The organism is Rhodovulum sp. YNF3179 (assembly GCF_050586465.1).
Lineage (GTDB): Bacteria > Pseudomonadota > Alphaproteobacteria > Rhodobacterales > Rhodobacteraceae > CAJXYS01.
Map to the genome: position 1 here is coordinate 38705 of NZ_JBOCEG010000007.1, position 20934 is coordinate 59638.

The following is a 20934-nucleotide window of genomic DNA, read 5'->3' on the forward strand; positions in this document are numbered from 1 at the left end:
GTCCATCAGATCTCCTCCGCGACACCGTCCGGATGCGCGATCCGGGCCAGCAGTGCCGTCATTTCCGCCGTCTCGCCGCGGTCGAGCCCGCCGAGCAGCCGGTCCACCCAGGCCTCGTGTGCCGCGGCCAGGGTCTCGAACCGGGTCCCCCCCGCGGCCGTCAGGCGGACACGGGTCGCCCGGCGGTCGCCCTCGACGGCCACGCGTTCCACCATGCCCTCGTCCACCAGCCGGTCCACGATCCCGGTCACATTGCCGTTCGATACTTTCAGAACGCCGGACAACTCGCTCATCTTCATGCCCTTTTCGGATCTGTGCAGCGCCGCCATCACGTCGAAACGCGGCAGGGTCGAGCCGAACTCGGCGCGCAGCCGCTCGCGCAGTTCGGCCTCCACCAGGCGCGACACCTTCAGGATCCGCAGCCAGAGCCGCAGGCGCCCCTTCGAGGGTGCGTCGGCCGGTGCCGGTCGCATCTCCGCGGTCATGTCTCGCCTCCCGAAATGGCGATGGCCTGCCCGTTCACCGACCGCGCCCCGTCCGAGCAGAGCCACAGCACCGCCTCGGCGATCTCGTCCGGGGCGATGAACCGGCGCTGGGGATTGTCGGCGACCAGGGCCTTTTCCGCCTCTCCGCGGCTGCGCCCGGTCGTGGCCATGATCGTCTCGATCGACCGCTCCAGAAGCGGCGTGTCGGTGAATCCCGGGCAGAGGGCATTCACGGTGATCCCGGTGCGCGCCAGTTCCTGCGACAGCGCCCGGGTCAGCCCGACGGCCGCATGCTTGGCCGCGACATAGCCGCTGACATAGGGATATCCCCTGAGCCCGGCCATCGAGGCCACGGCGATCATCCGGCCCCAGCCGGCCTCGGTCATGGCCGGCAGACCGGCCTGCCAGAGATTGAACACCCCGGTCAGGTTGACCTCCATCATCGCCCGCAGGTCCCCGGCGGTAATCTTCGCGAAGGGCTTGCTGTCGGCGGCACCGGCATTCGCCACGAGGATCGTTGCCGGGCCGAAGCGCCGCGCGGCGGCCTCGAGCATGGCGGCGACGGCATCCGGATCGGTCACGTCGCAGGGGATGCCGGCGATCTCGTCATGGGCGGCGGCGATCTCGTCGAGCGGCGCCGCGCGGCGCCCGGTCACGGTCACCCGCGCCCCGGCGCCGACCAGCGCCCGCGCGATGGCCGCGCCGACGCCCGTGCCCCCGCCGGTGACGACGGCGTGATGCCCCGCGACGCTCATACCTTCAGCACCTGTGTCTCGGCCTCGCGGTCCGCCAGCCGCCAGAGCTGGTCACGCCCGGCGAGATAGGGATCCGGCCAGCTTGCATGCCGGTCGCCGATGGCCGCCCCGGCATGAAGCGTCCAGTAGGGATCGGCCAGGTGCGGGCGCGCAAGGCAGACGAGATCCGCGCGCCCGGCCATCAGGATCGAGTTGACGTGATCGGCCTCGTAGATGTTGCCGACCGCCATGGTGGCGAGCCCCGCCTCGTTCCGGATCCGGTCGGAGAAGGGCGTCTGGAACATCCGCCCGTAGACCGGCCGGGCCTCGATCGAGGTCTGGCCGGCGGACACGTCGATGACATCGGCCCCCGCCGCGTGGAACATCCGCGCGATTTCCACGGCGTCTTGTGGCGTTACGCCATGATCTTCAACCCAGTCATTGGCCGAGATCCGCACCGATATCGGCCGGTCCGCGGGCCAGGCCGCGCGCATCGCGGCGAACACCTCCAGCGGGTAGCGCATCCGGTTTTCGAGGCTGCCACCATAGGCGTCGCCGCGGATGTTGGAGAGCGGCGAGATGAAGGACGAGATCAGGTAGCCATGGGCCGCGTGCAACTCGATCATGTCGAACCCGGCGCGCGCCGCCATCTCAACGGAGGTGACGAACTCGTCGCGCACCCGGTCCATGTCGGCGCGATCCATTTCCCTCGGCACGGCGTTGCGCGGCGACCAGGGAATCGGGGACGCCGACAGGATCGACCAGTTTCCGTCCGCGAGCGGCGCGTCCATCTCCTCCCAGCCCAGCTGGGTGGACCCCTTGCGCCCCGAATGGCCGATCTGGCAGCAGATCTTCGCGTCGCTCTCGGCATGGACGAAATCGACGATCCGGCGCCAGGCCTGCTCCTGCGCGGGGTCGTAGAGCCCGGGACAGCCCGGCGTGATCCGTCCCTGGGGGCTGACGCAGGTCATTTCCGTGTAGACGAGTCCCGCGCCCCCCTTGGCGCGTTCGCCCAGATGCACGAGGTGCCAGTCGGTCGGGCAGCCGTCGACCGCCTTGTACTGCGCCATGGGCGAGACCACGACGCGGTTCTTCAGCACCATTCCGCGCAGCTCGTAGGGGGCGAACATCGGCGCGCGCAGCGGCGCGGCCGCCGGCTGGCCGGCGCGGGTCTGGAACCAGCGCTCCGCGCCTTCCAGCCAGTCGGGATCACGCAGGCGCAGGTTCTCGTGGCTGATCCGCTGGCTGCGGGTCAGGAGCGAGTAGTTGAACTGCACGATGTCGAGATCGAGGTAGCGCTCCACCTCCTCGAACCATTCAAGCGAGTTGCGCGCCGCAGATTGCAGGCGCAGCACCTCGAGCCGGCGCTCGTCCTGGTACTTGGCGAAGGCGGCGTCGCGGTCGGGCTCACTGTGCAGGTAATCGGCCAGCGCGATCGCGCTCTCGACCGCGAGCTTGGTGCCCGAGCCGATCGAGAAATGCGCCGTCGCCGCCGCGTCGCCCATCAGCACGATGTTCTGGTGATACCATTTCTCGCAGAGGACGCGGGGGAAGTTGAGCCAGGCCGAACCCCGGATATGGCGGGCGTTCGACATCAGCCGATGCCCGCCCAGGTGATCCTTGAAGATCCGCTCGCAGGCGGCGATCGACTCGTCCTGGCTCATCGCGCCGAAGCCGAAGGCCTCCCAGGTCTGCTCGGAGCACTCGACGATGAAGGTCGCCGTGTCGTCGTCGAACTGGTAGGCGTGGGCCCAGACCCAGCCATGGTCCGTCTTCTCGAAGATGAAGGTGAAGGCGTCGTCGAATTTCTGGTGCGTGCCGAGCCAGACGAACTTGCATTTCCGCGTCTCGATATCGGGGCGGAAGGTATCGGCGTAGTCCTTCCGGGTCCGGGAGTTGAGCCCGTCGGCGGCCACCACCAGGTCGTAGTCCCGCGCATAGGCCGCGGCGCTCTCGACCTCGGTCTCGAAGCGCAGCTCGATGCCCAGCTCGCGGGCGCGCTGCTGCAACAGGATCAGCAGCTGCTTGCGCCCGATGCCGCAGAAACCGTGACCGGTGGAGGTCACTCGCTCCTGCCCGCGGATCACGGCGATATCGTCCCAATAGGCAAAATGGGCGCGGATCTCCTCGGCGCTGACGGGATCGTTGGCGGCCAGGTTGTCGAGCGTCTCATCCGAGAGGACGACCCCCCAGCCGAAGGTGTCGTCGGGCCTGTTGCGTTCGATCACGGTGATCTCGTGCGCGGGATCGCGCAGCTTCATCGAGATCGCGAAGTAAAGCCCGGCGGGACCACCGCCAAGACAGGCCACTCTCATGCTGATCCTCCCCGGCATGCTTGCCCGGATCGAGGCTAGGCCGACTCACGGCACCTTTTCAAGCATGAATATTTCATCCCTAAAATAAATGTCCCGGGGCTTGTTGCCGCCGGCGACAGCGGGCAGTCTGCATCAACCGCCCGCAACAGGGAAACCCGAGATGATCAGCGACTGGGACGATGCCTACGCGAATGCCGACCACATTCCCGGTGCGGCCGACTATCCGGATCGCTGGGCAAAGGCCGCCGCGGCCTTCCGCGCCGCCCACCGGCGCGCCGAGCTCGACATCGCCTATGGCGACGGGGCGCGCCGGCGGCTCGACCTGTTCCATCCGGACGGCACGGCGCGCGGGCTCGCGGTCTTCGTGCATGGCGGCTACTGGAAGGCGTTCGACAAGTCGCGCTGGTCGCACCTGGCGGCCGGGGCGGTGGCCCGGGGCTGGGCGGTCTGCCTGCCCTCCTACACCCTTGCCCCCGACGCCCGCATCGCCGAGATCACGGCCGATATCGGCGATGCCATCGCCTGTGCCGCGGCGCGCGTGGCCGGACCGATACGGCTCGCGGGGCATTCCGCGGGCGGGCATCTCGTCAGCCGCATGGTCTGCACCGACTCCCCCCTGCCCGAGCCCGTGCAGCAGCGCGTCGCGCATGTGCTCTCGATCAGCGGGGTCCATGACCTGCGCCCCCTCCTGCGCACGGCGATGAACGCGACGCTGCGCATGGATGCCGAGGAAGCCCGCAGCGAAAGCCCGGCCTTGCTGGTGCCGCGCACGGGCACCCGGCTGACGGCCTGGGTCGGCGCCGACGAACGCCCCGAGTTCCTGCGCCAGAACGACCTGCTGGCCAATATCTGGACCGGGCTCGGGGCCGATACCTGGGCCGTGCATGATGTCGGTCGGCACCATTTCGACGTGATCGCGGGGCTCGAACAGGACGGCGCGGCGCTGACCGGCGCGTTTCTCGGCGACGACTAGCCCGGCCGCGCCAGCATCTCGGCGGCGTGCCGCGCGATCATCGCCTCCTCGTCGGTGGGGATCACCCGCACCCGGACCCGGCTGTCATCGGTCGAGACCAGGCCCGGCGCGGCGGCGTTCCGCGTCTCGTCCAGCACCAGGCCCAGCCAATCCATCCCCTCGCAGATGCGAGTCCGGACACGGGCCGCGTTCTCTCCGATCCCGCCGGTGAAGACCAGCGTGTCCAGCCCGCCGAGGATCGCCGCCATCGCGCCCAGCTCGCGCCGGACGCGGTGGGTGAAATAGGCGATGGCGCGGTGCGCCTCGGGATCTTGCGCGCTTTCCAGCGTCCGCATGTCGTGGCTGAGGCCAGAGAGCCCCTTGAGACCCGACTCGCGATAAAGCAGCGTTTCGATCTCGGCCACCGTCATGGCCTTCTCGGCCATGAGGTAGAGCACCACCCCAGGGTCGAGCTGGCCGCAGCGCGTTCCCATCGGCAACCCGTCAAGCGCCGTGAAGCCCATGGTGGAGCCGACGCTGCGCCCGCCCTTGAGCGCGCACATCGACGCCCCGTTGCCGAGATGCGCGATCACCACGCGGCCGGCGGCCTCTCCCGGGGCGATCGCGGCCAGCTTGCCCGCGACGTACTCATAGGACAGCCCGTGAAAGCCGTAGCGGCGGACCCCGGCGTCGTAGAACCGTTGCGGCAAGGCGTAGGTGTCGGCCACCCAGGGGTGGCTGCGATGGAAGGCGGTATCGAAACAGGCGATCTGCACCGCCTCCGGGAACGCCGCGCGGGCCGCGCGCACGCCGGCCAGGTTATGCGGCTGGTGCAGCGGCGCGAGCGGCACCAGCCGGTCGAGCGCGGCGATGGCGGCCGCGTCCAGCACCAGCGGCGCGGCGTGGTCCGGGCCGCCATGGACCACGCGGTGCCCGACCGCCCCGATCCGCGCGTCCGGCGCCGCGTCGTCGAGCAGCGCGAGGATCACCGAAAGCGCTGTGCCGTGATCGCGCGCATCCGCGGCCGAGAGATCCCGCGCGGCGATCTCCCTGCGGCCCGCGCGGGCCTCCAGCCGGGGCTGCGCCCCCAGCCCCTCGACCTGTCCGCGCAGCCGCTCCGCCGGGCCGTCGGCGTCCCGGGCGAAAAGCGCGAACTTGATCGAGGACGACCCGACGTTGAGCGTCAGGATATGGTCCATGTCAGGACTCCGGCGCCACCGCCGGCGCGCCGGTGCGCTTCCAGTGCTGGTAGAGCGCCGCGATCGCGCAGGATGTCAGGCGGGACTCGTCGTCATCGGCCCGGCTTGTCAGGATCACCGGCACCTTCGCCCCCAGCGCGACGCCCGCGCTCTCGGCATGGGCGATGAAGGTCAGTTCCTTGGCCAGCATGTTGCCGGCCTCGAGATTGGGCACGACGAGGATATCGGCATGCCCGGCCACCAGCGAGGTGATGCCCTTGGTCCGCGCCGCCTGCACGTCCACGGCATTGTCCATGGCAAGCGGGCCGTCCACCAGGCCGCCCTTGATCTGGCCGCGATCGGCCATCTTGGACAGCACCGCAGCGTCCAGCGTCGAGGGAATGCGCGGGTTGACCGTCTCGACCGCCGAGAGGATACCGGCCTTGGGCTGCGCGATGCCGAGCGCGCGCGCCAGGTCGATGGCGTTCTGGGTGATGTCCACCTTGCATTCGAGGTCGGGCATGATGTTCACCGCCGCATCCGTCACCAGCAGCAGGTGATCGAGCCCCGGCACGTCCATCACGAAGGTGTGGCTGAGCCTGCGGGCCGTCCGCAGCCCGCCGCGTTTCTTGACGACGTGGCGCAGCAGCGCATCGGTATGAAGGTTGCCCTTCATCAACGCGTCGACGCGGCCCTCGTGAACCATCTCGACGGCGCGCGCCGCGGCGGCGTCGTGACTGTCGGCCGGCTCCAGCGGAATGCCCGAGATATCGGCGCCGATCTCGGCGGCGACGGCGGCGATCCGGTCCGCCGCGCCGATCAGAACCGGGCGGATGATGCCGGCCTCGGCCGCGAGGAGCGCGCCGCCGAGAGATGCCGCGTCCTCGGGTGCGACCACCGCCGTCTCGAGCGGCGCGATGCCGTCGCACATGGCCATGATGCGATCGAAATGCCGGTGCTGCTGCAAGAGGAGATCGGGGATCTCGCGCTCGTCCATCACGACCTTCTCGGTCGGCGCGATGATCTCCGCCGCGCCGGTGGCGACCGTCTCGCCGTCGCCCCGCCGGATCACCGTTTCCATGACCACGACGTTGTCCGGGCGTTTTTCTTGCACCGTGACGGTGACCTCCAGCGTGTCGCCGATATGCACCCGCCGGTCGAAACTCAGCGCCTGCGCGCGGTAGAGCGTCCCCGGCCCCGGCAGCACGTTGCCGAGCACGCCCGAAATCAGCGCGCCCACCCACATCGACGGCGCAACCGTGTCGGGGCTGGCGCCGCCGTCCTTGGCCGGCAGGTTCAGCGGGTTCAGATTGCCCGAGGCATGGGCAAAGACGTAGAGATCATGCGCCGTGCAGACCCGCTGCACCGAGGCGGTGTCGCCGGGCGTCAATTCGTCGTAAAGCCTGTTCTCGCGCTGCATCGCCTGTCCTGTCGGTCCCGTTCACGTCCCAGTTTCCAGCTTCGCGCCGCGCGTGCAACCGCCGCCCGGCACCCGGGACGATACTGGGCGGCGAATGTGACAGCCCGGCGTCACCCGGCCCCGACCCTACTTGTCGCGCCGACCGAAGAGATGCCGGTTCTGGGTGATGAAATCCGCGATCGCGCCCGAGAGCACGCCGCTCTGACGCCCTTTCAGGTATCCGAAGCCCGCCAGGGCGCCCACGGCGCCGCCGATGACGTCGACGATCAGGTCGCCCATCGTGTCCATAAGGCCGGATTTCTGCATGTTCATGCCGAAGATCTGGTCCATCGCGAATTCGAAGATTTCCCAGAGCGCGCCCACCGCGACGGCAAAGGAGAAGGCAAAGAAGGCGACGAGGGACGGCGTCGGCGCGATCCGGTCGGAGCCGGCCAGCAACAGCGCGAGAATCACGCCCATCATGCCGAAACCGACCGCCGAGCCGCCGTGCAGCATCACGTCCCACCACCAGAAGCGCTCGTAAAAGTCGCCGGCTTCGCCCAGGAACACGGTGGCGACGATGAAAAACACCACCGCCACGACGAACCCGGCGGGAAACCGGACGCCGGCCCAGCTCTGGAAGAGATAGGGCACCGAGGTCAGCGCCAGCGTGGCGACACTGACGAAGAACAGGCTCACATTCGCCGTGACGAGCGCGGTGATCCCGGCCACGATCAGCAGTGCCCACATCAGCCGTATGACGATATCGGTATGCCGGAGCCTCATCCGCGCCCCCCGGCCCGGGAAAGGCCCGGGCACCCGTCACCACGCAACCTGTCAACCATCGGCCGGCCTCTCGGTCTCCTCCGCGAGCCTCCATCAAGCCACGCAACGCGCGGAGGTCAACCCGTCGTGCCGCGGATCACTCCGCCGCGACCGTCCGCACCCCGGTCTCTGCCCCCGAGACGGCGACCCAGTGCCGCGCGCCGTCATAGCGCCAGGCCAGCCGCCCCGCGCCGTCCATGGCGAAGAGCGTGAGCCAGCCATTGTCGAAAAGCGCCGCCAGCTCCGGATGGGCGTCCAGCACATCGGTCATCGCCTCGCGCGGGGCCTCGATCGCGACCTTGAGCCGGTTCGGCTTGTGCATGAGCCGCTCGCCGTCATGGACCGACTGCCAGGGCAGCCCGGCGCGCAGCGTGCCGCCATTGCCCTCGACCACGCCGATCCCGCCGGTAACGTTGTGCAAAAGCTTGTTGCCGCCCCCGAAGACGTCCGGCGCCACCGCGGAGCCGTAATATTGCAGGCTGATCCAGCTCGCGACCACCACCGGGGCGGTCATGATCAGCTCCAGCCCCTTGAAGCCCGCATCGGCCTCCCAGTCGTAGCTGTGCAGGAACACCCGCCCGCCCAGGTCGCGCCCGGCGGTGCGCCCGCGCGGCGCGGCGATGAAGGCGTCGCAGCCGGCGAGGCCCCATTCCGGGCGCAGCTCGGCCCAGTCATGGCCGCGGGCCGGCAGGCTCGCCGCCCCCGCGGCGCGGGGCAGCCGGGCCGCCCGTTCGCCCCCGGCCTGTGCCGCGGCCATGTCGAGTGCGCGGCGCAGACGGGTCAGGGCCGCGCGGTCGGCGCCGGCAGGCAGGTCCTGTTCATAGAGCCTGACCCGGTCGGTGACCGTGTCGTGCAACCCGCCGAGGAACACCGTGTCGTCAGGGATCTCGATCCCCTCACCCGCCAGCCCGGCGCGCACCTCCGGCGCGTTCAGCAGCCCCGCCAGCAGGCGGGCGTTGACCTCGCCCGAATAACCGCCGCAGGCGCCGCATTGCAGCGCGCTTTCATGCGGGTTGTTGGTGACATGGGCGCCATGGCCGGCCAGCAGCACCACCGGGGCGAACCCCTCGGTCAGCGACATGGCGCGCAGGGCACCGGCCGCCGCGGCGACCCGGCTCGCCAGCGGAACGTCGGGCGCAAGCGCGGGGGCCGGTCCACCATCGCCGCCGCCATGCGGCAGGTTCAGCGCGTCGCGCAGAAGCTTGCCGGCATAGACCGGGCCGGTCGCCTCGACGAAGGCGAAGGAGGACACGGCAGCCAACTTGAACCGGCCCCAGGCGCGCTTGGCGCGGTCCCGGATCCTCTGGGCCTGGTCCGCACCGGTGCCGCCCGCGGCCATCCCGGCAGAGGCGAGCCCCGGCGCCAAAAGAACCGGCAGACGGTTTTCGACCACGTCCGAAGCAACGTCGTTATGCGCCACGCCCACAAGGAAGAAGCCAGCCACGCCCAGGGTCTCGGCCCCGTCATCGGCGGCTTCGAGCGCCCGACGGATCACCTCGGAGCGCACGTCGATGCAGAAGGCGGCCTGGAAGGCCGGCCGGTCGGCGGCTGCGTCGGTCCCCGCCGGTGCGGCCAGCCGCTCGCCCAGCTGCCGCTCGGCCGCGCGCTCGGCCGCGGCCTGCAGGATGCAGTCGATCGTCTGGTCGGCGCTGGGCGTCAGCGGGGCGGCATGGGCGGCGACGGTCTCGGCCCAGCGGTCCGCGATGGCCGCGCCGTGCCGGAGGAACAGCGCCTCGTCCCAGAGAAGCCGGATCGCCAGCAAATCGGTGACCACCGGATCGCGCCCGCCGGTCTTCTCGGCCTCCCACATGCGTTGCCGGGCCAGCTGCGTCCAGCCGCCCATGTCCATCAGAAGACGGTGGAACGCGGTTGGCGCCGCTTCAGGCCCGATGCCCAGCCGCTCGGCCGCCCGGCCGAGCGCCCGCCAGGGCGAGGCCGGCGCGCCGGCCACATGGGCGGCAAAGCCCGAGAGTCCGTTGATCTCGGCCGTGAGATCACGGAGTGCGAAATCCCGCCAGGCGGTATAGGCCGCGCCGTCGCCCGGCGCCGCCCAGAGCGCCTGGCCCGCGTCGAAATACCCGGCCGCCCAGGCGCCGATCCGGTCCGCGATCAGGCCGGGCCAGTCGGTGCCGGTGACCTCGGCGGCCAGGTCGGCCACCGTGGGCAGGGCCCGCGGCGCGGGCGCCTCGGCCTCGGCCGCCGCCTTCAGCGCGGCGACGGAACCCGGCCGTCCGGCGCGCGGCGCGGCTTCCAGCGCGGCGGCGAGATCGGCATCGGTGACCGCACCGGCGGCGATCTCGGCGCGGATCTCGGCCCGCGGACGGGTTACCGGGGCGCCGGCGACCCGCGCCAGCCGCGCGGCGGTGACCGGCAGGCTCTCCTCGGCCTGGCCGAGATAGGGGTTGACCGCGACGCTCGTCGCCAGCGGCCAGAGCGGCGGCACCTGGCGCGCGGCGGCCTCGGCCTCTGCGACGAGCTCGAGAAGGGCGGCGGGATAGGTCTGGTGCTGGGTCAGCATGGCATGTCCCTTTCGATCAGGAGGAAGAGGTCCGGCGCGCCCAGCCGCCAAGCAGCCGGTCGAACACCGCGTTCGCGTAAAGCCCGTTGGCGAGGTGGACGCGCAGCCCCTGCGCGGCCGGATGTCCGGCCCAGAGCGGCAGCAGCGCCTGCGCCACCGCCACCGCGCCGAAGCTGACCATCGCCAGCACGATCAGCGCCCATTCAAGCGCGCCGGGTACCGGCGGCGCCGGCAGCACGCCCTGGGTCAGCCATTCGGCCGCGCGCTGCAGCGCGAAGTAGCTGACCGACGCCGCCAGCGCGAAGACCGCCGTGTGGCGCGTCAGCGCCCGCGGCGCGGCATCGGCCAGCCCCTGCGCGATCAGGTAGGCGACGCCGAAGATCAGGATCGCGCCGAGCGCCAGCGCCTGCGGCGCCTTGTCGGCCGCGCCGAAGCCGACGGCCACGGCGGCATAGATCGCCAGCGCCGCGAGGAAGGCGCGGCCCACCGCGCGCCCGTCGGGCACCGCGACCGGCCCCGGCCGCCGGATCGCGGCGATGCCCTTGATCGCGCCGCCCGCGGCGAGGAAGGCATGCGCCTTGTAGAGCGAATGCGCCACGATATGCAGCAGCGCCAGCGGGAAGAGCGCCAGCCCGCATTGCAGGATCATGAACCCCATCTGGGCGATGGTGGACCAGGCGAGCGAGGTCTTGACCGCGGGCTGGGTCAGCATGACCAGCCCGCCGAAGAGCGCGGTGAAGCCGCCGATCATCGCCAGCGCCGCCAGGATGCCGGGCGCGGCCAGCATCACGTCGGCAAAGCGGATCAGCAGCACGCCCCCGGCATTGACCACCCCGGCATGGAGCAGCGCCGAGACGGGCGTCGGGGCCTCCATCACCTCGGTCAGCCAGCCATGCAGCGGGAACTGCGCCGATTTGAGCAGTGCGGCGACGGCCAGCAGGGCGGCCGCACCGCCCACGGCCGGGCCGGCCGCGCCCGCGCGGGCGGCGGCGTTGATGGCCGCGATGTCGCCGGTGCCGAAGCCCCAGGCCAGCAGCGCCGCCGCGCCGATCAGCGCCACGTCGCCCATCCGCGCGGTGACCGCCTTCTTGCGGGCGGCGCGCCGGGCGGCGGGACGCCCGGGATAGAACAGCAGGAGCTTCTGAAGGGTCAGCCCGGTCACGATCCAGGCCAGCACCAGCTGGCCGAGGCTGCCCGCCGTCACCAGCAGAAGCACCGCCGCAAGCGTGGCCGACATCCAGCCGGTAAAGGCGCCCTGCCCGCTCTCGCCGTCGAGATAGGTGACCGAGAAACGCAGCACGATCCAGCCGATGAAGGCCACCAGCAGCAGCATCACCGCGCTGACCGCGTCGAGCCGGACCGCCAGCAGGCCCGGGATCAGCGTGGCCGTCCCCGGCCCGGCGACGACCAGCGCGACCGCGGCCAGCATGGCCACGACGACCGCGCCGGCCGCGGCCGCCTCGGCGGCGCGCGGCAGACGGCCGGGGCGCTTGCCCGGATGGCGAATGGCGTACAGCGCCGGCAGGATCAGCAGGAACGGCGCGAGATAGGGCAGATAGGCATGGGCGGACATCGCGTCTCTCTCCGTGGCTCGACAGGGTCCCGCCGGGATAGCAACGCGATCTCCGAATATAAAATTCATTGTTTAGGTATAAACGTTTCATTATACAGAACGATATGGCAGCGTTGAACTACAACCACCTCTATTACTTCTGGGCCGTGGCCCATGACGGGAACCTGACCCGCACCGCCGAGCGGCTGAACCTGTCGCAATCGGCGCTGTCGGTGCAGATCCGCAAGCTCGAGGACCGGCTCGGCCACGCCCTCTTCGAACGGCGCGGGCGGCAGCTGCACCTGACGGAGGCCGGGCGGATCGCGCTCGACCACGCCGACGCCATCTTCGCCGCCGGCGCGGAACTTCTGGGCACGCTGCAGCAGGCGGGCCGGACGCGCGCGGCGCTGCGCGTCGGCGCGCTGGCGACGCTGTCGCGGAACTTCCTGATCGGGTTCCTGCGCCCCGTGCTGGGGCGCCCGGATGTGGAGGTCGTGCTGCGGTCAGGCAGCACCGCGGAGCTTCTCCAGGGGCTCGAGACGCTGAACCTCGACGTGGTTCTGATCAACCAGCCGCCCGCGCGGGACTCGCTGACGCCCTTCGTGGCGCACCGTCTCACCGAGCAGCCGGTCAGCCTCGTCGGTCCGCCCGAGCGGATCGCCGACGGCGCCGGCCTGGCCGATCTCCTGACCCGTCAGCCGGTGATCCTGCCCACCGTGAACAGCAGCGTGCGGATCGGGTTCGACGCGCTGACCGACCGGCTGGGCCTGCGTCCCCAGATCGTGGCCGAGGTCGACGACATGGCCATGATGCGCCTGCTCGCGCGCGAGAATGTCGGGCTGGCGCTGGTTCCGCCGATCGTGGTCAAGGACGAGCTGGCCAGCGGCCTGCTCGTGGAGGCCGACCATGCGCTCGGCATCGCCGAGGCGTTCTACGCGGTGACGGTGGCGCGGCGCTTTCCGAACCCGATCCTGCGCGATCTCCTCGAGGCCGGCGCCGGCTGACGGCCGGTCACGACAGTGGCGCTGCCAGCACCTCGCGGATGGCGCGCGCCAGCTCGGCCCGGCGATAGGGCTTGCGCAACACCCTGGTCGCCGCGGCGGCGCGATCCCCGTTCCCGGACGAGGGTCCCTTGCCCGCGTAGCCCGTGGTGATCAGCGTGCGAAGCCCCGGATCGCGCGTCATGGCCGCCCGCGCCAGCGCGTCGCCCCCGATGCGCCCCGGCATGACGAGATCGGTGAGCAGCAGGTCGAACCGCCCGGGTTCCGCCAGCAGGGCGAGCGCCGTGTCCCCGTCCGGCGCCTCGGTCACGTCGTAGCCGAGCCGTTCGAGCTGGCGCACGAGATTGGCGCGCACCTCGGGCTCATCCTCCACCACGAGCACGCGCTCGGACCCGCCCTCGATCACGCCGGACGCCCCCGGTGTTTCGGCCGCGCGCGCCCCGTTCGGCGGCGTCTCCGCGGCGGGCTCTCCGGCGACCGGAAGGTAGATCCGGAAGGTCGTCCCTTGCCCCGGCGTGCTCTCGACGGTGACGGTGCCCCCGGATTGCCGCGAGAAGCCGTAGACCATCGACAGCCCCAGCCCGCTGCCGCCGGCCGGCCCCTTGGTGGTGAAGAAGGGTTCGAAGACCTGCTCGAGATGCTCGGGCGCGATGCCGCTGCCGGTATCGGACACGCTGATGGCGACACAGGGACCCTCGGGCATGTCCTGGCCAGCCTCGGCGTCCCGCGGCGGCAGCGTCACGTTGCGGATGTCGATCTCCATCCGGCCACCGCCGGGCATCGCGTCCCGCGCGTTGACGGCGAGATTGACAAGACAGGTTTCCAGTTCCGAGGGATCCACCCAGACGCTGCTGACATCCGGCGCGCTATGCATCGCAAGCGTGATCTGCTCGCCAAGCGCCTGGTGCAGCAGCCGGTCCATCGATCCCGTCAGCGCGACGGGGTCCACGCGCTCGGGCATCAGCGACTGGCGGCGCGAGAACGCCAGCAGCCGGTGGGTCAGGTTGGCGCCGCGGTCGGCCGTCGCCAGGATCTCCTCGGCCTGGCTCCGGGCCTTGGGATTGTCCTCGAGTCGATCGACGAGCAACTCGGCATTGCCGGCGACGATCATCAGCAGGTTGTTGAAATCATGCGCGATCCCGCCGGTCAGCTGGCCGAGGGCCTCCATGCGCTGGGCCGATTGCAACTGGTCCTGCACCTCGAGCTCGCGGGTGACGTCCCGCGCCACGATCGACACGAACTCCACCGCGCCGTCGCGGGCGCGATGCGGAAAGGCCACGAGCGACACCGTGCGCACCACGCCGGCCATGTTCGCGCAGCGGACCTGCCCGCTCCAGCGGCCACGGCGGATGGCCTCGGGCAGGATCTCGTCGAGGAAGAGGGCGCGGTCCGGTCCGAGAACGACATCCGACAGCGTGACGCCGCGGACCGCGGCATCGGCGGCCAGCCCGAGCATCTCGCGGCCGCTCCGGTTCAGGAACTGGATCCGCCCGTCGGGTGCGGAGGTACAGACGACGTCCGGGGTTTCCTCGATGATCGCCGCCAGCCTGTCGCGCGCGGCGCGCAGGCGGACCCGTTCGGTCACGTCGCTGCCGACACCGCGATAGCCCCGGAATTCGCCATCCGGGCCGAGAACCGGCTGGCCGCTGACGCGGAACCAGAAACGCTCGCCCCGCGTGTTGTCGTAAGGATAGAGCAGCTCGCGAAACGGCGCCTGCGCATCCATGGCGCCGATATCCTCGAATCCCGCCCCCGCCAGCTGCACCAGTTCGGCGCGAGACATGCCGATCATCGCGTCCGGCGGATCGCCGGTGATCTCGCTGAACCGCCCGGAGATCGCCGTGATCCGAAGCTCGCCATCCATTTCCCAAAGCCAGTCCGTGGCTGCGGCCGCGAAATCCGAGAGGCTCTTTCGGGCCTCCAGCGCATGGCTGGCCGACGCCGACAGGTAGCGCGCGAAAATCTCGAGCAGGAGCGCCAGCGCCAGGGCGGTGACGACCACGAAGAGGATGCCCTTGACGGTCTGCAACTGCGCCTCGGTCCAGGGCAGCGTCCCCGAAACAAGGTGCAGCAGGTGATCGGAGCCGAGAATCCAGGCGACCCCGAACACCGCGTAGATCACCGGCACCCAGTGCAGAGAGCGGAACGGCCGAAAGCCGACCTCCGGCTGCGGCGGGTCCGCCCAGCGATGCGCCCCCGCTTTGGCGCCGGCCCTCGTTGCATCCTCCGACACGGCGTTCTCTCCGGGACAGCTTCCGATGCGCCCACCCTTCCAAAGATCGGGCCGCCAATCAACGCTCTACCCTATTTGGGGGATGTCTTCCCGCCGCGTGCCCGTGGCCCGCGCCGCTATTCCCGGAGCGCCCGGTCGCGGGTGCGCACCACGGGCGCCATCAGATAGGCCAGCACCGTGCGCCTTCCCGCCAGGATGTCGACGCCGGCCACCATGCCCGGCAGGATCTCGACCGGCTGGCCGTCAGCGTCGCGCAGAACACCCGCCGTCGCGATTTCGACCACGAAGGCGCGTTCGTCCCGGTCCGGACGGGTCACGGCATCGGCGCCGATCCGCAGGATCTCGCCGTCCAGCGCCCCGTAGCGCGACGGATCATAGGCCGTGATCGAGACCCGCGCCGCCTGCCCCGGCCGCAGGAAGGCGATATCGGCCGGTTTCAGATAGGCCTCGATCAGCAGATCGTCGCCGATGGGCACGATCTCGAGCAGCGGATCGCCCGCCCGTGCCAACCCGCCGATGGTGTTGAGGTTGAGGCGGTTGACCACGCCCCGCACCGGCGCAGTCAGCACGGCGCGGGTCAGCCGGTTTTCAAGCGCGGGAAGCCGCGTCAGGACCTCGGCCAGTTCGGCCTCGGCACGGGCGAGATCCTCCAGCGCGTCGGCCCGCGCCGCCGAGCGCGCCGACAGGACACGATCCTCGATCTCGGCGGCCGCGGCCCGGGTCGCGGCCAGCTCCGCCCGCGCGGCGCTCTCGCGGCCGGCGGCCTCGGCCCGGCGGCCGCGCAGTCCCAGCAGCGTCGTCGCCGGCTCGACGCCGTCCTCGACCAATGGCGCGATCAGCGCGATTTCCTCGTCGATCAGGCGGATGGCTTCCGCCGCCGCCTCCGCCCGGGCAGCGGCGGCGGCGATCTCTTCCTCGCGTTGGCGCCCCTGGCGGCGCAACACCGCGATCTCGTCGGCCAGCGCCGCGCGGCGGGCGGCGTAGAGCGCGATCTCCGAGGCCACGAGATTTCCGAGCTCGTCATAGGTCGCGGCGTCCGGGGCGAAGGGCCGCGACTCGATCTCGGCCCGCAGCCGGGCGATACGCAGCTCCAGCGACAGCGCGCGGCGGCGCGTCTCGCCGAGTTGGCTCTCGATCTGGGTGTCGTCCAGCGTCAGAAGCGGGTCGCCGGCCGCCACGAGATCGCCTTCACGCACATGGAGCGCGGCCAGCACGCCCGCCTCGGAGGCCTGCACGATCTGCACGTCGCCCGACGGCACCACGCGCCCGTCGCCGCGGGTGACGACATCGAGCTCCGTTCGCGCCGCCCAGACCCCGGCGATGGCGAGAAAGGCCAGGATCAGCAACAGCAGCAGCGAAGCCCGCACCGGGTTGCCGCCCCGGATCTCGCGGGCCAGGTCGCGGGCCGGCCGCGCGCCCCTAGGCATCGGCCGCCCCCTGCCCCTGCCCCTGCCCCGGGCCCGCACCGATGATCTCTGCCTTCGGGCCGTCGGCCACGACGCGGCCGTCCTGCAGCACGATCACCCGATCGACGAGGTCGAGCAGGCTCATCCGGTGCGTCACCACGATCAGCGTGCGGTCCGCGGCATGTGCCTTGAGCCGGGCGATCACGGCCTTCTCGGTGGCGACGTCCATCGCCGAGGTGGGTTCGTCCAGCACCAGCACCGGCGGCGCCCCGAGCAGCGCGCGGGCCAGCGCGATCGACTGGCGCTGCCCGCCCGACAGCCCCTCGCCCCGCTCGCGCAGGCGCAGGGCATAGCCATCGGGATGGCGCGCGGCGAAATCGTCCACGCCGGCGAGCCGGGCCACCTCCAGCACCTCCTCGTCGCGCGGGCGCGCGGCCCCGATGGCGATGTTCTCGAGCAGCGTGCCCGAGAACAGCCAGACATCCTGCAGGACCGAGCCGATGTTGCGGCGCAGGTCGCCCGGATCGACCTGGCGGATATCGGTCCCGTCGATCCGCACCGCGCCGCGCGTCGGCTCGTAAAGCCCAAGCGCCAGGCGCGCGACGGTGCTCTTGCCGGACCCGATCGGCCCGATCACCGCGACCTTCTCGCCCGCCGCGATCTCGAGCGACACGGCTTTCAGCGCCTCCTCGCGAGCGTCCGGATAGGCAAAGCTGACGTCGTTGAAGCTGAGCCGCCCCGCGACCCGCGGCCGCGAGAGAAAGCGCCGGCCCGGCGGACGCTCGCTCTCGGCGCGCATCAGCGCGTCGATGGCCCGGTAGGCCGTGCGCGCCTGGCTGGCGCGCACCAGCGTCTGCGCCACCTGCCCCAGGGGCGCCAGCGCCCGCCCGGTCAGGATCACGCTGGCGATGAGCGCGCCCATCGAAATCCGGTTCTCGATGATCAGGAACACCCCGTAGAAGACGATCAGCACCTGCGCCGCCTGCTGGGTGAAGGCGGTGGCGTTGAGCGCGAACTGGCTGACCGCCCGGGTCCGCACGCCATGGCCCGCCTGCGCGGCCAGCGCCCGGTCCCAGCGCGCGGCCATGTGCGCCTCGGCCCGGGCGGTCTTGATGGTCTCGAGCCCCGACAGGGTTTCGACCAGCACGGCCTGTTTCGACTGGCCGTCCGCGAAGCTTCGCTCGGCCAGGCGGCTCAGCACCGGCTGGGTCAGGAGCGCGACGACCAGCACCACCGGCAGCGCGATCAGCGGGATCACCGCCAGCGGCCCGCCGATCAGCGAGATGACGAACACGAAAAGGAAGACAAAGGGCAGATCCACGACCGCCACCAGCGTTGCCGAGGCCATGAAATCGCGCAGCATGTCGAACTCGCGCAGCGCCGCCGCCATCGCCCCGGTGGAGCCCTTGCGCACCGCCATCCGCAGCGACAGCAGCCGCGCGAAGACCTGCCGGCCGATCACCAGGTCGGCGCGCTGGCCGGCGCGGTCGATGAACCCGGCCCGGAGCGTCTTGATCGCGAAATCGAAGACCAGCGCGATGCCCACCCCGACGGTCAGCGCGACCAGGCTTTCGGTCGCCTGGTTCGGGAGCACGCGGTCATAGACCACCATGATGAAGATAGAGGTGGTCAGCGCCAGCACGTTGGCCACCGCCGCGGCCAGGATCACCTGCAGGTAGCTCCAGCGATTTGCGGCGATGGCCGACCAGAACCAGTGCCCCTCGCCGGCGCCGGGCGCCTCGGCGCCAGCGGCCGGGCGCAGGATCAGCGCCTCGCCCGTGGCCACCTTGCCGAGCGTCGCCGCCGTCATTCGCCCGGTGCCTTCGCCGAGCCGCGGGTCGAAGACGTCGAATCCCCCGCGGCGCAGCCCCTCGACCACGACGGCGCCGTCGCCGGTCAGCAGGATCGCCGGCAGGAGCGCGGCATCGAGTTCCCCGGGCGAGAGCGGGCCGAAGCCGACCTGGAAACCCGCGGCCTCGGCCGCGCGGATCGCCGCGCGCAGCCCGTCGTCGTCCTCGTCCGGGCGGTCGGCCTCCTCGATCAGCGCGCGCGAGACCGGCAGGCCCAAACCGGCCGAGGCATGCACGAGACAGGCTGCGATCCGGGCGCGCCTGTCCATCGCGGTCGACCCGTCGTCGGCGGGCGCGGTCCCGGCGGTGGCCGGCGCGTCGGCGGGCGCGGTCCCGGCGCCGGTCATCCGCCGCATCCGGCGGCGCAGAGCCCGAGCGCGGGCATCAACCCGCCCGTCAGCCGCAGCATCTCGTAGCCCGTCAGGCGCTGGCGGCTTTCCACCTCGAGCCGCGCCGCGCGTGCCAGGTCGAGATCCCGGCCGAGATCCAGCAGGTCCACGATGTCGGCCCGGCCCGCGCGCAACTGTGCCCGCGCATCCGCCAGCGCCGCGGCGGCGGCCTCTTCGGCGGCGCGTGCGGCGGCGACCTCGCGGGTCAGCGCGGCCGCCCGCGCCGCTGCCTGGCGGTAGGCGCTCGAGAGGCGCTCCGTCTCCAGCGCGCGGCGGGCCACGGCCGCATCGCGCCGCGCGCGAGCCTCGGCGACGGCGGCTTTCTGGCGGCCGGCCGTCCCGACCGGGTAATCCAGCCGCAGCCCCGCGCCGAGCGCCGGGTCGTCGTCGAGCGGGGCCTGCCCGGTGATATCCAGGAACACCGTCGGCCGCGCCCCGGCCTCCGCCCGGGCGAGGTCGGCCTCGGCGGCCTCCGTCTCGGCCCGTAGTGCGGCCAGCGCGGGATGCGCGCCGGGACGCCCCCCCGCCGGGGGCGGCGCCGGCGGCAGGGGGCCGACCGCGGCCGGCACGTGCCCGAAAATCTCGGCCAGGCGGGCCTCGGCCGCCGCGATCCGGCCCTCCGCCGCGGCCCGGCGCGCGGCAAGATCCGCCCCGCGCGACGCAACGCGCAACGCCTCGGCCTGGCGCCCGGCCCCGGCCGCGAGCCGCTGTTCGACCTGCGCGGCGACGCCCGCGTGGCGATCTTGCGCGTCGACGATCACCCGGAGCGCCTGGCGCGCGACCGCCAGCGATTCCCAGGCCGTGACGCCGTCGAAGGCCCGCGCCGCCAGGCTGTCGCCGCTATCCGCCCGCGCGGCGTCGCGCCGCGCCGCCGCTGCGCGTTGCCCGGCCCGCGCGACGCCCCCGTCATAGAGCCGCTGCGTGGCGCGCGCGGTCGGCACGACCCCGTCCGCGCCCGCAGTGTTGGCGCTGGCCTCCAGCCCGATGTTGAAGCTCGGCCGGAAGGCCGCGCCGGCCCGGCTCAGCGCGGCCTCGGCCGCCGCCTCGCCCGCCGCCGCGGCGTCGCGGACCGGGGTGTCGGCCAGCGCCGCGGCGAGCGCGCGGGCCAGCGGCGTGCCCACCAGGCGCGGTTCGGGCACGGCCGGCGACGGTGTCGCCGGCGCCGCGGCGGGCGACCCATCGCCCCCCGGCGGCGGCGGCCCCGCGGGCAGGCAGGCCGCCAGGCAGACCGGCAGCGCCACGAGCAGAAAGAGCCGGGACCGGGTCATTCGCTGGCCGCCGCCGCGCGCACCGCGGCCAGGAACGCATCCGCCCGCGCGGCCTCCGGGTCGGGCCGACCGGCCGGGGCGGGCGCGCCCGCCCCGCGCACCGGGGCGTCGGCCGGTTCGGTCGGAAAGCGGCGCAGCGTTTCGAGCGACACCTGCTGGAGATGCGCCAGCTGCAAGGCCCCGGATCGGTGAGCCTCGGCCAGCGCCGCGCCCGAAAGCCGCGCCAGGGCATCCGCGTCGGGGACCATCAGATCCGGGCGCACGCCCGTCCAGGGCACGAGCAGGCCAGCGGCGTCCAGCACCGCCGTGGCCGACCGCGCCGCCGCGCGCGAGCGCGCCCAGGCGCCAAGCCGCGCCACCCGGTCGGCCGCCGTCTTGTGCAACGTGCCATCGGCCGCGAAAAGCGGCAGCGTGCCGCGCTGGCCGGCCGGCAGCAGCGCGGCCGGGTCGACATGCACCGCCGTCCCGGCCGCGTCGGCGGCGGGGCGGAAGGGATAGGCGCGCAGCAGATGCGGCGTGTAGGAGGCGCGCCAGCGCCCCGCCCCGTCGATCAGCACCGACGGGCCGTCCGGGGCGAAGCGCAGCGGCACCGCCGGCCCCGTCCCGTCCGCGCCGCGGGCAAAGGCGAAGGGCATCCGCACCGCCACCGCCGCGATCTCGGCCAGGGCCACCGGCACCTCGCCCCAGTCGGCGGCAAAGGCATAATCGGCCGGGCGCCGCCAGGCGCGGCCGGCATGACCCTCCGGCGAGAGAGGCACGGTGCTGTCATTCATGCGTGTCATACCGGGCCGCGGCCCCGCGCGTCGCACCGCGCGGGGCCTGTGCTGGA

Annotated in this window: 15 protein-coding genes; 2 read left to right on the forward strand and 13 right to left on the reverse strand. The window is 72.0% G+C overall.

From position 1 onward, the window contains the following. Nucleotides 1–5 precede the first annotated feature (5 nt). The 3 genes from ACQ5SP_RS13280 to ACQ5SP_RS13290 are packed head-to-tail and all read right to left on the reverse strand — an operon-like array spanning nucleotide 6 to nucleotide 3534. Nucleotides 6–485, reverse strand: a complete 480-nt coding sequence (locus ACQ5SP_RS13280; RefSeq protein ID WP_430938872.1) for a MarR family winged helix-turn-helix transcriptional regulator — start codon at nucleotides 483–485, stop codon at nucleotides 6–8. After that, a complete protein-coding gene (locus tag ACQ5SP_RS13285) occupies nucleotides 482–1240 on the reverse strand; it encodes an SDR family NAD(P)-dependent oxidoreductase (RefSeq protein ID WP_430938873.1) in 759 nt (252 codons plus the stop codon). The genes ACQ5SP_RS13280 and ACQ5SP_RS13285 overlap by 4 nt, the downstream gene beginning before the upstream one ends. After that, the gene (locus ACQ5SP_RS13290; protein ID WP_430938874.1) at nucleotides 1237–3534 is read right to left on the reverse strand and encodes a bifunctional salicylyl-CoA 5-hydroxylase/oxidoreductase; all 2298 of its coding nucleotides are present in this window, start codon (nucleotides 3532–3534) and stop codon (nucleotides 1237–1239) included. Before ACQ5SP_RS13290 ends, ACQ5SP_RS13285 begins: the two co-directional genes overlap by 4 nt. A gap of 160 nt (nucleotides 3535–3694) precedes the next feature. Between ACQ5SP_RS13290 and ACQ5SP_RS13295 the strand changes: the two genes are divergently transcribed. Next, nucleotides 3695–4507 (forward strand): alpha/beta hydrolase, encoded by an 813-nt coding sequence (locus ACQ5SP_RS13295; protein WP_430938875.1) that lies wholly within the window; start codon nucleotides 3695–3697, stop codon nucleotides 4505–4507. Here ACQ5SP_RS13295 and ACQ5SP_RS13300 read toward each other — a convergent pair. The 5 genes from ACQ5SP_RS13300 to ACQ5SP_RS13320 all read right to left on the reverse strand — a co-directional run bounded on the left by ACQ5SP_RS13300 (nucleotide 4504) and on the right by ACQ5SP_RS13320 (nucleotide 11979). After that, on the reverse strand, nucleotides 4504–5685 hold the full coding sequence (locus ACQ5SP_RS13300) for an acetate/propionate family kinase (RefSeq protein WP_430938876.1): 1182 nt from the start codon (nucleotides 5683–5685) through the stop codon (nucleotides 4504–4506). The two genes, ACQ5SP_RS13295 and ACQ5SP_RS13300, sit on opposite strands and share 4 nt — an antisense overlap. A gap of 1 nt (nucleotide 5686) precedes the next feature. Beyond that, complete coding sequence (locus ACQ5SP_RS13305; protein WP_430938877.1) at nucleotides 5687–7084, reverse strand: bifunctional enoyl-CoA hydratase/phosphate acetyltransferase; 1398 nt, start codon at nucleotides 7082–7084, stop codon at nucleotides 5687–5689. 126 nt (nucleotides 7085–7210) lie between these two features. Beyond that, on the reverse strand, nucleotides 7211–7849 hold the full coding sequence (locus ACQ5SP_RS13310; RefSeq protein ID WP_430938878.1) for a hypothetical protein: 639 nt from the start codon (nucleotides 7847–7849) through the stop codon (nucleotides 7211–7213). Nucleotides 7850–7985: 136 nt separating this feature from the next. After that, nucleotides 7986–10406: a YbcC family protein gene (locus ACQ5SP_RS13315; RefSeq protein ID WP_430938879.1), complete on the reverse strand. Its 2421-nt coding sequence runs from the start codon at nucleotides 10404–10406 to the stop codon at nucleotides 7986–7988. A 16-nt stretch (nucleotides 10407–10422) separates the two neighbouring features. Further along, nucleotides 10423–11979: a proton-conducting transporter membrane subunit gene (locus ACQ5SP_RS13320; RefSeq protein WP_430938880.1), complete on the reverse strand. Its 1557-nt coding sequence runs from the start codon at nucleotides 11977–11979 to the stop codon at nucleotides 10423–10425. A gap of 104 nt (nucleotides 11980–12083) precedes the next feature. Here ACQ5SP_RS13320 and ACQ5SP_RS13325 point away from each other — a divergent pair, with 104 nt between their 5' ends. Beyond that, nucleotides 12084–12962, forward strand: a complete 879-nt coding sequence (locus ACQ5SP_RS13325) for a LysR family transcriptional regulator (RefSeq protein ID WP_430938881.1) — start codon at nucleotides 12084–12086, stop codon at nucleotides 12960–12962. Between the two features lie 7 nt (nucleotides 12963–12969). Here the strand turns inward: ACQ5SP_RS13325 and ACQ5SP_RS13330 are convergent, their stop codons facing one another. The 5 genes from ACQ5SP_RS13330 to ACQ5SP_RS13350 form a co-directional block, all read right to left on the reverse strand. Then, the gene (locus ACQ5SP_RS13330) at nucleotides 12970–15192 is read right to left on the reverse strand and encodes an ATP-binding protein (RefSeq protein WP_430938882.1); all 2223 of its coding nucleotides are present in this window, start codon (nucleotides 15190–15192) and stop codon (nucleotides 12970–12972) included. 116 nt (nucleotides 15193–15308) lie between these two features. Then, nucleotides 15309–16619, reverse strand: coding sequence for an HlyD family type I secretion periplasmic adaptor subunit (locus ACQ5SP_RS13335; protein WP_430938883.1), 1311 nt, complete (start codon nucleotides 16617–16619; stop codon nucleotides 15309–15311). Then, nucleotides 16612–18795, reverse strand: a complete 2184-nt coding sequence (locus tag ACQ5SP_RS13340; protein ID WP_430938884.1) for a type I secretion system permease/ATPase — start codon at nucleotides 18793–18795, stop codon at nucleotides 16612–16614. Before ACQ5SP_RS13340 ends, ACQ5SP_RS13335 begins: the two co-directional genes overlap by 8 nt. Then, nucleotides 18792–20105, reverse strand: a complete 1314-nt coding sequence (locus tag ACQ5SP_RS13345; protein ID WP_430938885.1) for a TolC family protein — start codon at nucleotides 20103–20105, stop codon at nucleotides 18792–18794. The genes ACQ5SP_RS13340 and ACQ5SP_RS13345 overlap by 4 nt, the downstream gene beginning before the upstream one ends. Next, the gene (locus ACQ5SP_RS13350) at nucleotides 20102–20878 is read right to left on the reverse strand and encodes a SapC family protein (protein ID WP_430938886.1); all 777 of its coding nucleotides are present in this window, start codon (nucleotides 20876–20878) and stop codon (nucleotides 20102–20104) included. Before ACQ5SP_RS13350 ends, ACQ5SP_RS13345 begins: the two co-directional genes overlap by 4 nt. Nucleotides 20879–20934 lie beyond the last annotated feature (56 nt).

Excerpts from the sequence above, each read along its gene's own strand:
- ACQ5SP_RS13310 (WP_430938878.1), bottom strand. The coding sequence starts at position 7,849 with ATGAGGCTCCGGCATACCGATATCGTCATACGGCTGATGTGGGCACTG.
- ACQ5SP_RS13280 (WP_430938872.1), bottom strand. The coding sequence starts at position 485 with ATGACCGCGGAGATGCGACCGGCACCGGCCGACGCACCCTCGAAGGGG.
- ACQ5SP_RS13345 (WP_430938885.1), bottom strand. The coding sequence starts at position 20,105 with ATGACCCGGTCCCGGCTCTTTCTGCTCGTGGCGCTGCCGGTCTGCCTG.
- ACQ5SP_RS13320 (WP_430938880.1), bottom strand. The coding sequence starts at position 11,979 with ATGTCCGCCCATGCCTATCTGCCCTATCTCGCGCCGTTCCTGCTGATC.
- ACQ5SP_RS13335 (WP_430938883.1), bottom strand. The coding sequence starts at position 16,619 with ATGCCTAGGGGCGCGCGGCCGGCCCGCGACCTGGCCCGCGAGATCCGG.
- ACQ5SP_RS13300 (WP_430938876.1), bottom strand. The coding sequence starts at position 5,685 with ATGGACCATATCCTGACGCTCAACGTCGGGTCGTCCTCGATCAAGTTC.
- ACQ5SP_RS13325 (WP_430938881.1), top strand. The coding sequence starts at position 12,084 with ATGGCAGCGTTGAACTACAACCACCTCTATTACTTCTGGGCCGTGGCC.
- ACQ5SP_RS13340 (WP_430938884.1), bottom strand. The coding sequence starts at position 18,795 with ATGACCGGCGCCGGGACCGCGCCCGCCGACGCGCCGGCCACCGCCGGG.
- ACQ5SP_RS13295 (WP_430938875.1), top strand. The coding sequence starts at position 3,695 with ATGATCAGCGACTGGGACGATGCCTACGCGAATGCCGACCACATTCCC.
- ACQ5SP_RS13290 (WP_430938874.1), bottom strand. The coding sequence starts at position 3,534 with ATGAGAGTGGCCTGTCTTGGCGGTGGTCCCGCCGGGCTTTACTTCGCG.
- ACQ5SP_RS13305 (WP_430938877.1), bottom strand. The coding sequence starts at position 7,084 with ATGCAGCGCGAGAACAGGCTTTACGACGAATTGACGCCCGGCGACACC.
- ACQ5SP_RS13350 (WP_430938886.1), bottom strand. The coding sequence starts at position 20,878 with ATGAATGACAGCACCGTGCCTCTCTCGCCGGAGGGTCATGCCGGCCGC.
- ACQ5SP_RS13315 (WP_430938879.1), bottom strand. The coding sequence starts at position 10,406 with ATGCTGACCCAGCACCAGACCTATCCCGCCGCCCTTCTCGAGCTCGTC.
- ACQ5SP_RS13285 (WP_430938873.1), bottom strand. The coding sequence starts at position 1,240 with ATGAGCGTCGCGGGGCATCACGCCGTCGTCACCGGCGGGGGCACGGGC.